The 13,200-nt window shown below is 45.5% G+C and carries 10 protein-coding genes; 1 reads left to right on the forward strand and 9 read right to left on the reverse strand.

The window, feature by feature from the left end; genetic code table 11:
• Window positions 1-61 precede the first annotated feature (61 nt).
• The gene (gene secA, locus AACT18_RS10285) at window positions 62-2,788 is read right to left on the reverse strand and encodes a preprotein translocase subunit SecA (RefSeq protein WP_094125309.1); all 2,727 of its coding nucleotides are present in this window, start codon (window positions 2,786-2,788) and stop codon (window positions 62-64) included.
• A gap of 324 nt (window positions 2,789-3,112) precedes the next feature.
• Between secA and AACT18_RS10290 the strand changes: the two genes are divergently transcribed.
• The gene (locus AACT18_RS10290) at window positions 3,113-3,568 is read left to right on the forward strand and encodes a DUF721 domain-containing protein (protein ID WP_094125310.1); all 456 of its coding nucleotides are present in this window, start codon (window positions 3,113-3,115) and stop codon (window positions 3,566-3,568) included.
• Window positions 3,569-3,638: 70 nt separating this feature from the next.
• Here the strand turns inward: AACT18_RS10290 and lpxC are convergent, their stop codons facing one another.
• The 8 genes from lpxC to murD form a co-directional block, all read right to left on the reverse strand.
• On the reverse strand, window positions 3,639-4,556 hold the full coding sequence (lpxC, locus tag AACT18_RS10295) for a UDP-3-O-acyl-N-acetylglucosamine deacetylase (RefSeq protein ID WP_010317993.1): 918 nt from the start codon (window positions 4,554-4,556) through the stop codon (window positions 3,639-3,641).
• Between the two features lie 97 nt (window positions 4,557-4,653).
• Complete coding sequence (gene ftsZ / locus AACT18_RS10300) at window positions 4,654-5,871, reverse strand: cell division protein FtsZ (RefSeq protein WP_017042647.1); 1,218 nt, start codon at window positions 5,869-5,871, stop codon at window positions 4,654-4,656.
• Between the two features lie 30 nt (window positions 5,872-5,901).
• A complete protein-coding gene (gene ftsA / locus AACT18_RS10305; RefSeq protein ID WP_010317995.1) occupies window positions 5,902-7,164 on the reverse strand; it encodes a cell division protein FtsA in 1,263 nt (420 codons plus the stop codon).
• Window positions 7,157-7,930, reverse strand: coding sequence for a cell division protein FtsQ/DivIB (locus AACT18_RS10310; RefSeq protein ID WP_088718004.1), 774 nt, complete (start codon window positions 7,928-7,930; stop codon window positions 7,157-7,159). The genes ftsA and AACT18_RS10310 overlap by 8 nt, the downstream gene beginning before the upstream one ends.
• A 188-nt stretch (window positions 7,931-8,118) precedes the next feature.
• Entirely contained in the window at window positions 8,119-9,579 is a 1,461-nt protein-coding gene (gene murC / locus AACT18_RS10315; RefSeq protein ID WP_013856083.1) for a UDP-N-acetylmuramate--L-alanine ligase, read from the reverse strand.
• 13 nt (window positions 9,580-9,592) lie between these two features.
• The gene (murG, locus tag AACT18_RS10320; RefSeq protein ID WP_094125311.1) at window positions 9,593-10,654 is read right to left on the reverse strand and encodes an undecaprenyldiphospho-muramoylpentapeptide beta-N-acetylglucosaminyltransferase; all 1,062 of its coding nucleotides are present in this window, start codon (window positions 10,652-10,654) and stop codon (window positions 9,593-9,595) included.
• The gene (gene ftsW, locus AACT18_RS10325; protein WP_094125312.1) at window positions 10,641-11,816 is read right to left on the reverse strand and encodes a cell division protein FtsW; all 1,176 of its coding nucleotides are present in this window, start codon (window positions 11,814-11,816) and stop codon (window positions 10,641-10,643) included. Before ftsW ends, murG begins: the two co-directional genes overlap by 14 nt.
• 42 nt (window positions 11,817-11,858) lie before the next feature.
• Window positions 11,859-13,196, reverse strand: coding sequence for a UDP-N-acetylmuramoyl-L-alanine--D-glutamate ligase (gene murD, locus AACT18_RS10330; RefSeq protein WP_094125313.1), 1,338 nt, complete (start codon window positions 13,194-13,196; stop codon window positions 11,859-11,861).
• Window positions 13,197-13,200 lie beyond the last annotated feature (4 nt).

The raw sequence follows: 13,200 nt of genomic DNA on the forward strand, positions 1-13,200 counted from the left end.
GAGAAATATTGAGTTAAAAAAAGAGTCGCCTAAGCGACTCTTGGGGTGATCATTCAAGGGATCAGTTGATCTGTCCGTGGCACTGTTTGTACTTTTTACCGCTACCACAAGGGCAAGGCTCATTACGACCAACTTTGCGCTCTTCACGAACCATAGGCTGGTGTCCTTGATCTTCAGAAGCTTCATCTGCAACCGAACTATCGGCACTTTGGTGCTGGAACTGTTGGCGACGCGCGGCTTCTTCCGCCTGCGCTTGACGCTGTGCTTCCATACGTTCAACTTCTTCTTGCTGCTGTACGCGCACCTTCGACAAGATAGTAATCACATCGGTTTTTAAAGAATTCAGTAGTTCTTCAAACAGCTCAAACGACTCACGCTTATACTCTTGTTTTGGGTTTTTCTGCGCGTAACCACGTAGGTGGATGCCTTGACGCAAATGATCCATCGCCGCTAGATGCTCTTTCCACAAGGTATCCAGAGTTTGTAGCATGACTGATTTTTCAAAATTACGCAGAACAGAAGCCCCAACCGCTTTCTCTTTTTCACGATACACACTAACCGCTTGTTCAAGAATACGTTCGCGCAGCGCTTCTTCGTACAATTTATCATCAGCATCTAGCCATTGCTGTAATGGCAGCTCTAAATCAAAATCGTTTTTCAAACGCTCTTCCAATCCTTTAACATCCCACATATCCTCAAGTGATTGTGGCGGTATGTATTCGTCAATAACGGAAGTCAGAACATCTTGACGATTCTGCTCAATCATTTCGCTGATATCGTCTGCTTCCATGAGCTCATCACGCAGCTCATAAACTACTTTACGTTGATCGTTAGCAACATCATCGTATTCAAGAAGCTGTTTACGAATATCAAAGTTACGTCCTTCGACTTTACGTTGTGCTTTTTCAATCGAGCGAGAAAGCATCTTACTTTCGATCGCTTCACCTTCATCCATACCACTTTGGATAAGGCTTGCCATACGATCTGAGGTGAAGATACGCAGCAGTGAATCTTCCATCGATAGATAGAAACGTGAAGAACCCGCATCCCCTTGACGACCAGAACGACCACGTAACTGGTTATCGATACGACGAGATTCGTGGCGTTCAGTACCAATAATGTGCAGACCACCAGCGGCTAACACTTGGTTATGAACCTCTTTCCACTTCGCTTTGATCTCATCGATCTGCTCTTGTGTTGGATTCTCTAGCTGCTCAATTTGTGCCTGCCAGCTGCCGCCCAATACAATATCAGTACCACGACCAGCCATGTTAGTCGCAATCGTCACCGCGCCCGGAATACCCGCTTGCGCTACAATTTCGGCTTCTTTTTCATGGAATTTCGCGTTAAGCACGTTATGTTTCACTTTAGCTTGCTTCAACGCATTAGAAAGTAGTTCAGATTTCTCAATCGAAACCGTACCGACTAGGGTTGGTTGACCTTTTGCAACACGCGCTTTGATGTCTTCAATGATCGCCGCAAATTTTTCAGCTTCAGTGCGATACACCACATCAGGCATATCATCACGAACCATAGGTTTATTGGTTGGGATCACCACGGTTTCCAAACCGTAAATCGATTGGAATTCGAACGCTTCGGTATCGGCAGTGCCCGTCATACCAGAAAGTTTTTCGTATAAACGGAAATAGTTTTGGAAGGTGATCGACGCAAGAGTCTGGTTCTCGTTTTGGATTTTAACACCTTCTTTCGCCTCGACAGCTTGGTGTAAACCTTCAGACCAACGACGACCTGGCATGGTGCGGCCAGTGTGCTCATCAACGATGACCACTTCGCCCTCTTCTGTCACGATGTAATCAACGTTTTTCTCAAATAACACATGCGCACGCAATGCGGCATTGACGTGGTGAAGTAAGCTAATGTTCGTGGGTGAATAAAGAGTATCGCCCTCTTCCATCAAACCATTTTTCACCATTAACTCTTCAACAAATTCTTGACCCGTTTCAGTCAAATGAACTTGTTTTGATTTTTCGTCAACCGTGTAGTGACCATCACCACGATACTCTTCAGAATCTTCTTTATCTTGCTTTTGCAGAAGTGGAATGAGGGTATTAATGCGGATGTACAACTCAGAACTATCTTCTGCAGGACCCGAGATGATCAACGGCGTTCGCGCTTCATCAATAAGAATCGAGTCCACTTCATCGACTACGGCAAAGAAACGTTCACGCTGTACACGATCTTCTTTACGGAAAGCCATGTTGTCGCGTAAGTAATCGAAACCAAACTCGTTATTGGTTCCGTAAAGAATGTCGGCTTGATAAGAAAGTTTTTTCTCTTGTGGTGGCATATTGGGTACGTTAATACCGACCGTCATGCCTAAAAATTCAAACAGTGGGCGGTTTGTTTCTGCGTCACGTTTAGCAAGATAATCGTTGACAGTAACAATGTGCACGCCTTTGCCAGGCAAGGCATTGAGATACGCAGGTAAAGTCGCGGTTAACGTTTTACCTTCACCAGTGCGCATTTCTGCGATTTGACCCGCGTTGAGAACCATACCGCCGATCAACTGTACGTCGAAGTGACGCATACCATATACGCGCTTGGACGCTTCACGCACGGTGGCAAATGCTTCAGGAAGTAATTGGTCTAAGGTTTCACCTTGCTCTAAACGTTGACGAAACTCAACCGTTTTAGCTTTTAATTCTTCATCAGTTAGTGCTTCAAAAGTAGGCTCGTAGCTGTTGATCTCTTTGACAATTTTTTTAAGGCGGCGCAGCGTTCTGTCATTGCGACTGCCAATAACCTTTGTCAGTAGCTTAGTTATCATGTGTCAGGAATCTCTCTTTATTAGATCGTTTTCGATCTACTCTTAATGCCGTCAGTCTCTACCAGTTTTGAACTAAGGATACTGAGATAAATCATGTATCACAGATATTGTGACGGTGAGGTTTATTTTCAAGGTATTAAATAATTATGTAACGCATAGTGTAAGGAATTTTTGCGGCAACAACCAATAGCAAAACTATTTGTTTGAAGCACACTTAATATTTTTACGCTTTTTGAGCACTGTTTAAGCAATAAAATAGATTTATTACTATACGCATCATAGGCACCACAATAGAATTGAATGGCAACTTAAGAGGGAGACACCATGCGCGATCACCGTCCCACGTTAACGAAAGAGCTGATCAGCGATTCATCTCTGAAGAAAATACAGCAACATGCCACCGAGATCCTCGCTTTAAATAAAGTGCTCAATAAGTTGCTTCCTAAAGGAATGGCCGATCATGTCCGAGCCGCTAATGTGCGCGGTGGTCACTTAATCGTTGAAGTGGCCAGTGCGTCAATAAAAATGAAGCTTGATTATGACCGATTACACATTTTGAATCAGTTACGCAACCAAGGATTTGCCAAATTGATCAGCATTGAGCTCAAGATAAACCCAGCGCTCTATCGTAATCGTGGTATGAAAGAAGAAAAAGAAACGGTCGCTCGCCCACCACTATCTGAAAATACGGCCCAGGCATTACTGATGGTGGCGAGTAGCGCTTCCCCTAAAGTCAAAAAACGTTTGGAAAATTTGGCGAAATTGGCTAGGCCCAAATAAGCGTCATCAATGAATTAGTACAAATAAAAAGGCCAGACAGTTGTCTGGCCTTTTTATTTAAAAATTGCTATTAAGCGAGAACCATATTTGGTTCAGCAAACGCCACTGGAGAGCCAACTTCTTCTTCAAAAGTAGCCCATTCCCACGCCTCTTGGTCGGCTAAGACCGCACGCAGTAGCTGGTTATTTAAACCATGGCCTGATTTATAAGCACGGAACTCACCCACAATGGAATGACCACACATGTACAAGTCACCAATGGCATCCAATACTTTATGAGTGACAAACTCATTGGCAAAACGCAAACCTTCTTCATTAAGAATACGGTATTCATCTAATACGATGGCGCAATCAAAGCTACCACCTAAACAGAGGTTTTGCGATTGTAGGTACTCAATGTCACGCATGAAACCAAAAGTACGAGCTCTTGAAATTTCTTTGACGAAACCTTGCGAGGAAAAATCAAACACCATGCGTTGTTCATCAGAATCGATAGCAGGATGTTGAAAGTCAATCTCAAAATCCATACGAAAACCGTTATGGGGTACAAGTTCCGCCCACTTATCACCATCTTCAAATCGAACTGGTTTCTTAATTCGAATAAAACGTTTTGGTGTATTCAGCGTTTGAATGCCTGCTTGTTGTAGCAAGTAAACAAATGGGCTAGCACTACCATCCATAATAGGAATTTCAGGTGCGTCAACTTCGATGATAACGTTGTCGATTCCCATGCCCGCTAATGCTGCATTTAAGTGCTCAACAGTAGAGATACGAATACCTTCATCGTTGACCAAAGCAGTACATAGCATGGTATCGCGAACAGATTCAGGGTCCGCAGGGAAGTCTACTGGAGGATTGACATCAGTACGGCGGTAAATGATCCCAGTGTTTGCAGCAGCAGGGCGAAGCGTTAATGTGACTTTACGACCAGAGTGTAAGCCCACCCCAGTTGTTTTCACTATTTCTTTCAGAGTTCGTTGTCTGATCATCTACTTGCCTCTATGTCAGTGCGACAAAACACGGTCGGTAAAGCACCGACCGCGAATGCTACCATAATTTTGAACAGTGTCAAATTATGTCTAATTGTTAATCAGCCTGACGACGTAAAAATGCTGGGATATCAAGATATCCATTTTCTTTATCTGCTTTCGGTGCCGTATTTTGACTTGCACCGGAAGAAGATGAAACAGTTGACGACGATGCTGATTGCGGTTTCACTTCTGCTCTTTCTTGCAAAGGCTGTGCCGTTTTTTCTTCGATTTTCGCTGCTTGTTGAACCATTTGTGGTTGAACTGCTGGTGCGACTTTGGCTTTACCGCCTGCAACTAAAGTAATGTCTGGCTTTTTCTCATTGCCAATACCCGTTGCAACGACAGTCACGCGAATTTCGTCTGCCATATCAGGATCTAACGAAGTACCGATGACAACTGTCGCATTGTCAGAAGCAAACGCCTTAACAGTATTACCGACGGTTTCGAATTCGTCTAGTCGCATATCCAAACCAGCAGTAATATTGACCAACACGCCACGAGCGCCTGCAAGATCAATATCTTCCAAAAGAGGGCTAGAAATTGCCATCTCTGCCGCTTCTTCTGCACGATCTTCGCCGCGAGCTACTCCACTACCCATCATCGCGTGGCCCATTTCTGACATCACAGTACGTACGTCAGCAAAGTCCACGTTAATCATACCTGGGCGTGTAATTAACTCTGCAATACCTTGCACTGCATTTTTAAGTACATCATTCGCACTCGCAAATGCTTCAAGTAAGGTAATACCACGACCTAACACTTTCAGTAGTTTTTCATTAGGAATGGTAATCAAAGAGTCAACGTGTTTTGACAACTCTTCAATACCTTGCTCAGCAAATGCCAAACGCTTTTTTCCTTCAAAACTGAAAGGTTTAGTGACAACCGCTACGGTTAAGATACCCAGTTCTTTGGCAACTTCTGCAATAACAGGAGCAGCACCTGTACCTGTACCACCGCCCATACCAGCTGCGATAAACACCATATCGGCACCCATCAGAACTTCTTTAATTCTTTCTCTGTCTTCTAGAGCTGCATCACGTCCAACTTGCGGGTTTGCACCAGCACCCAAACCTTTAGTGATATCACCACCAATTTGAATGACGCTACTTACGCTTGTTTTACGAAGTGCTTGCGCATCGGTATTGACACTGATGAATTCCACGCCTTCGATGGACTCACGCACCATGTGTTCAACAGCGTTACCGCCACCACCACCAACTCCAACGACTTTAATTACAGCATCGTCAGACATTTCCATCATCGGTTCAAACATGTGTTATCTCCGTTTTCCCTGCAACTCAGGTTAAAACTCTTTTTGTATCCAGTTACGCAAACGACCAATTAAGCTCGACATGGATTGGCGTTTCGGTTCGCTGTATTCCGTGTCGTCATTAATTTGGCTCTCTTTCGCATAATGAAGTAAACCAACCGCCGTAGAATGATACGGCTCTTTTACGTAATCTGTAAGGCCACTCACCTCTAGAGGCTTGCCTACGCGAACTTGATTGCGGAAAACGCGTTCCGCACACTCAACCAAACCTTCAATTTGCGCAGCGCCGCCAGTTAAAACAACACCAGCCGCTAAATGGTGTTTAATACCATTTTTGCGCAATTTGTCTTGGACAGTATCTATAGTTTGGTTAACTAATCCCATTAATTCAGTGTAGCGAGGTTCAATCACTTCCGACAAGGTTTGTCTTTGCAAACTTCGCGAAGGTCTTCCTCCTACACTTGGGACGTTAACGGTATCATCCTTGCTTACCAATTCACTCAGCGCACAGCCATATTTTACTTTAATCTCTTCAGCATCACTGACTGGTGTGCCAAACGCAAAAGCAATATCACTGGTTACTGCGTTTCCTGCATAAGAAAACACTTCAGTATGTCGTAACGCACCACCGGTCCAGATAGCAACATCCATAGTGCCTGCGCCTATATCAATCACGCACACACCTAACTCTCGCTCATCTTCCGTAATAACTGCATTACTTGCCGCTAAACCAGAGTAAACCAGTTGTTCAACTTTTAAACCACAGCGTTCTACCGCTTTGATAATATTTCTCGCCATATCATTATGACAAGAAATAAGATGCACGCTCACTTCCATGCGCACACCTGATAAACCAAGCGGGTTTTTAATTCCCTCTTGGTAATCAATCGTAAATTCTTGAGGAATGACGTGCAATATTCTTTGCTCTTCCCCAATTTTTATTGATTTGGCGGTATGAATCGCTCGATCCATATCCTCTTGAGAAACTTCTTCATCCGAAATAGTTCCCATGCCTTTTTCAATACGGCTCGCAATATGTCGCCCAGATAGAGAGAGAAACACATTACTAATTTGGCATTCCGCCATTAATTCTGCTTGGTCAACCGCTCTTTGGACAGACTTAACGACCGATTCAAGATCGTTAACTCCCCCTTTATCCATCCCACGGGATGGGCTCGTACCAGCGCCAATAATATTAATTTGACCGTCAGGCAGTATTTCACCGACTAAAGCTGACACGGTGGCTGTGCCTATATCAAGACCAACAATAATGTTGTCATCAGCGGTCTTAGTCATTTTTACTCTCTTGTGCTTCTTGTTCAGGGAACCAACCTACTGCGGCTCCTGTATCATATCTAAGATCGATATAGCTAACTTGTTCAGCTTTATTACCTAAATTCTTATACAGCGAAATAAAACGTGCAACTCGCTCATCTAGTGATTCTTTACCTAACTCTAAGCGGATGCCATTATCTAAAATTATTTGCCACGCTCGACGATCGTTGAGTAACAGTGACGATATATTTAAGTTTAATGATTGAAACTTAGGGTTCGTTTTATTCCAAACATCCAGTACTTCGTGACTGGTTCCTTGCGGGCCATAAAGTTTGACTCTATCGCCGTTCAATTGACCAATATCACCATTAAATACCGTGCCATATCCGTCTAACAAAGCGTTGCCATTCCAAATCGCTACCGCTCTATACTCTGTCAGAAACACTTTTATTGTGTCAGGCCATTGTTTACGAATCGATGCATGGGCCACCCACGGGATGACCTGTACACTCGATTGAAGTACGTTAATATCTTGCGACATGAAAGTACCGATATGATCCAACTGAGCAAAAGCGCGCTGCACATCTAGCGAAGATACGTACTGCAAGTCACCTTGTAGAACAATTTTTGAAAGCGGTAGCCTCTGTTCGTCCCACATCCAACTGAGTGTTGAATAAATGAGTGAACTTATCAGCAACAACACCACAAATAAAAAAATAGCGCCAGCGGCGTGATCTTTTATGAGTGGCGAACGGGACACAGCTCGGCTTTCATCGAACACATTCATTAACAAAGCCTGATGTTCCTGTTTCTAAATCGCAATCGCATGCCCTATTTGGTTCACAATAGAGGTAAAAGCACTGACTTTAACCTCCGGATTATACTGAGGTCGCTGAAAGTATCAAACATTGAAAGTAATAAATCTGGACTGGATACCATGTTATTCAATATTGATACACAAATAAGCCATTTAAATTAAACCTGTTGCATTTTACTGATATTCAGTTCGAGCCCCGCTAAATGTTTCGCTACCTTGCCGATATCCCCAGCACCTTGCGTCAGCACGAGGTCACCATCTTGTAATACATTAGCCAGAATCGAAGGCAGTATGGTGCTGTCGGGAACAAAAATAGGATCAATTTTACCGCGACTGCGTATCGTTCGGCACAACGATCGACCATCGGCTCCCGCAATCGGCTTTTCTCCTGCGGCATAGACATCGAGCATGATCAGCACATCGACTTGCTCCAGTACATTGGCAAAATCATCATACAGATCGCGAGTTCGACTGTAGCGATGAGGTTGGAAAATCATCACTAGCCGTTTTTCTTGCCAACCACTACGCGCCGCCTTAATAGTCACGCCCACCTCGGTCGGATGATGACCATAATCATCAACGAGCATCGCAACCCCATTGCCTGTATCAAACTCGCCCAGATGATCAAAACGACGTCCCGTACCTTGGGTGCTAGCCATCGCTTTTAAAATCGCTTCATCGCTGATGTCGTCTTCCGTTGCCACTGCAATAGCCGCGGAGGCATTAAGCGCATTATGACGACCTGGAATATTAAGCGTGATATCCAGATTGGCTCGTCCCTGTCTGACGACCGTAAACTGGCCTTGTTGCCCCTGCTGATGGTAATTCTCAATCCTGACATCTGCATCATCGGCAAAACCGTAGGTGATCACTTGACGGCTGATACGTGGAATGATTTCACGCACAACAGGATCATCAATACATAATATCGCCTGACCATAAAATGGCAGGTTGTGTAGGAAATCGATGAAGGTCTGTTTGAGCGTTTCAAAATCACCGCCATACGTATCCATGTGATCAGCTTCGATGTTGGTCACGATACTAACCATAGGCTGAAGATGAAGGAATGAAGCATCACTTTCGTCAGCTTCAGCAATCAAAATCCGACTTGAACCCAAACGCGCATTGGTGCCAGCGCTTTTGACTAACCCGCCATTAACAAACGTGGGATCTAAACCAGCCTCAGAATAAATTTGCGTAACCAATGCCGTAGTCGTTGTTTTACCATGCGTACCAGCCACCGCAATGCCATGACGAAAACGCATTAATTCCGCCAACATTTCTGCACGACGAACAATAGGAATGCGTCGCTCACGCGCCGCTTTCAGTTCAGGATTTAGCTCATCGATTGCAGTAGAGACTACCACCACGCTGGCGAGTTCAATATTAGTGGCTTGATGACCGATATAAATGATAGCCCCTTTACTTGCCAATCTTTCAGTCACAGGGTTGGAAGCGAGATCAGAGCCGGTAATTTGGTAGCCTTCATTGAGCAATACTTCTGCAATTCCGCTCATTCCCGCCCCACCAATACCGACAAAGTGAATACACTTGACGCGGCGCATCTCTGGCACCATGGCACGGATTTGAGCTAAATCTTGAGTATGTTTAATGGTCATGAAAAATTTCTCGTTATTGGGTAAGTGCGATGATAGCGTCGGCAACGACTTTATCAGCATCCAGTTGTGCGGCTGCACGCGCTTGTTGCGCCATCAACAGCAGATCATGACGCTCAAGGGAAGCAATCTCTTGCGCTAGTTTTTCTACTGTGAGCTGCGGCTGTTCAATCATTTTGGCCGCACCACAAGCGACTAAGTGATCCGCGTTAAGCGCTTGCTGTCGGTCTTTATGCATAAAAGGGATAAATATAGCGCCAACACCGGCCGCTGCCACTTCGGAAACCGTTAATGCTCCCGAACGGCACACCAGTAAATCAGCCCATGCATAAGCGCCAGCCACATCCTCAATGAACTCGGTAACGTGTGCATTTTTGATCTGAAGCGCGCGATAAGCTTGCTCAACCGACTGCTGATTATTCTTGCCTGCTTGATGGCAAACTTGGTAATTATCGCCAAGCATAACTAGTACGTCAGGCAAAGTTCGGTTGAGAATCTGCGCACCTTGGCTGCCGCCCATCACGAGAATGCGGATCGGTTCATTTCGCTCAGCAAAGCGTACTTGCGGTGCGGGTAATGTAGCGACATCTTGACGTACAGGGTTACCTACGACTTGCGCCTCAGTAAAGGCACCGGGGAAGGCTTGAAATACGCGTTTGGCAATTTTCGAAAGCCAACGGTTGGTTAACCCTGCTACGGCATTTTGCTCGTGAAGCACAACGGGAATTCCCATAGACCACGCTGCCACGCCACCGGGGCCACTGACGTATCCGCCCATGCCGAGCACCGCATCAGGTTGCCACTGCTTCAAATAACGACGCGCTTGAAAAATCGCGTTCACAATTTGAAAAGGCGCTTTCAGCAAACGCCCTATGCCTTGGCCACGTAAACCTTTGACCTGAATAAAGTCGATCTCAATACCATGTTTAGGCACTAATTCTGCTTCCATCCGATCCGCAGTCCCTAGCCAGCGGATCTGCCAACCTTGCTGTTGGAGCTGTTTAGCCACAGCGAGACCGGGAAAAACATGTCCCCCCGTGCCACCAGCCATAACCATTAAACGTTTATTGTTTATCATTGGATTCTTTTTCTATAGACACTCGATTGCGATCTTTGAGTCGACATTCATGATCAATTCTCAATAAGATCGACACCGCAACCGACATAATAATTAAGCTTGAACCGCCGTAACTGATCAAGGGCAGCGTTAGGCCCTTAGTCGGCACCATACCCGCTGCAGCACCCACATTGACGAGCGTTTGGAATGCAAACCAAATTCCAATACCAAAGGCCAAATAGCCACCAAATTGCTGATCATGCTCAAAGGCTTTTTTACCGATAAACACCGCTTTAAGCACCAGACTAAAAATCAGCAGTAGAACCAGTACAACGCCAACAAAACCGAGCTCTTCAGCCAGCACTGCAAATACGAAATCAGTGTGCGCTTCAGGTAAGTACTCTAGCTTTTGAATCGAGTTACCAAGCCCTTGACCAAACCATTCTCCACGACCAAAGGCCATCAAAGATTGAGTCAATTGATAACCGCTGCCAAACGGGTCTTCCCACGGGTCAAGAAATGAAGTTACACGGCGAATACGGTAAGGCTCTGCCGCAATCAGTGCGATTACCGCAACAATTCCAGCCACCATGAGCGCAATAAATTGTGACAGTTTGGCCCCAGCAATAAACAGCATACCAAACAGAGTCACCAGCATCACAACCACGGTTCCCAAATCTGGCTGACCAAGTAGCAAGATAGCCAAGGTTCCAAACACCATAATCGGTTTCATGAAACCACCAAAAAAGGTTTGCCTCACTTCATCTTGTTTACGAACTAAGTAACCAGCCATGAAAATAAACAGTGACAGTTTCGCGACCTCAGCAGGTTGCAGGTTAAATAACCCCAAAGGGATCCAACGCGAGGCACCATTGACCGATTTGCCCGCGAGCAAAACCACAATCAGCAGCATAAAAGAGACGCCAAGTAGCACCGAGCTGTATTGCATCCAACGTTTCATTGGCACTTGCAACACCACACTCGATGTCACGATGGCCAGCATCAAGAAAATGGCGTGACGAAACATAAAGTGAAACGGTTGATCCGTTAAACGCGAACTGATAGGAAACGAAGCCGATGTCACCATCACAAGCCCAGTCAGCATCAAACCTAAAGCAATCCATACCAATTGACGATCAAACAAGGCTTCAGGCGCTTGGTTCTGAAACCATTGACGAGTCATTTTGATGAGGCTTGAAAAGGACAAAATGCAATTTCCTGTTGATTAAGCGTAACGCTGCGCAAGCTCGGCAAAGGCGTCACCTCTGGCCATAAAGTTTTTAAACTGATCAAAACTGGCACAAGCAGGCGAAAGCATCACCATATCACCACGACGCAGCTGCGGTTTGATCGATACGATAATCTCTTCCATCGATGAATAGAACTGAGCCGATGGATGCAGTGGCATGAATTGCCCACCGTCAACGCCAAAACAGCACAGTTTTACGTTCAATGTTTTTAGTATCGGTGCTAATGGCGAGAAATCAGCGCCCTTGCCAACGCCCCCCACAAGCAGATACAAAGTCCCTTGGCAATTTAACCCCGACAACGCCGCTTGAGTGCTTGCGACATTGGTCGCTTTCGAGTCATTGACCCATTTTACGCCGTGATTATCAGCAACAACCTGACAACGATGTGTCAGCCCGCGGTAAGATTTCAATGCATCAAGCGCAGATGAGTAATCAACACCCGCTAAATCGAGCAGTGCGAGCACAGTGAGCACGTTAGCACTATTGTGTCGTCCCACTAAGCTGAGTTCCTCGCTTGCCAACAATGGCGTGCCTTTCGCCACTAAGAACGATTTGCCATCAATCATTTGCGTGCAATAGTCCGCGTCATGTTCAACGGAAAAACGTGCGATATGACCTGAAAATGAGGGAGGTTCCGTCTGGCTATCATCGGCGTTCACGACCGCCGCTTGCGCATACTTAAAAATGCGCAATTTAGCTTGGCGATACGATTCCATACCATCGTAGCGATCCATATGATCTTCAGTCAGATTGAGAAAGGCAGCAGAGACGAGTTTTAAACTTGAGGTCGTTTCCAGCTGGAAGCTTGAGAGCTCCAGCACATAAAGATCGGCCTCTTGCTGAAGTAGATCTAAAGCAGGCACACCAATATTGCCGCCAACGGCAACCTTAAGCCCAGCAGCTTTAGCAAGTACTCCGGTTAAATCCGTCACTGTGCTCTTGCCGTTGGCTCCTGTGATAGCGATAACAGGCTTATCCACCTGCCAAGCAAAGAGCTCAATATCGCCCACCACGGGAATATGTTGTGCTAACGCCTGTTGAATCTCTGGCGTAGCTAAAGCAATACCCGGATTAGTAACAATCAGGTCAGCGTCAAATAACCAAGCTTGGTTCCAGCCGCCACAATGTAGCTCAACTTGCGAGTTTAAATGCTCTCGACCTGGCGGGTTTTCCCGCGTGTCGATCACCTTAATCGTGAGCGAGCGATCTAAGCTCAAAAGGTAGTTAACCACCGAGAGGCCCGTCATACCTAGCCCCACGACCACCACATTATTAACAGTTTGCCAACGATCCATCTTCATTCCATTCAACACCGTT

Origin of the sequence: Vibrio sp. V04_P4A5T148 (genome assembly GCF_963875605.1) — a bacterium.
In the GTDB taxonomy this organism is placed as follows: Bacteria; Pseudomonadota; Gammaproteobacteria; order Enterobacterales; family Vibrionaceae; genus Vibrio; species Vibrio anguillarum.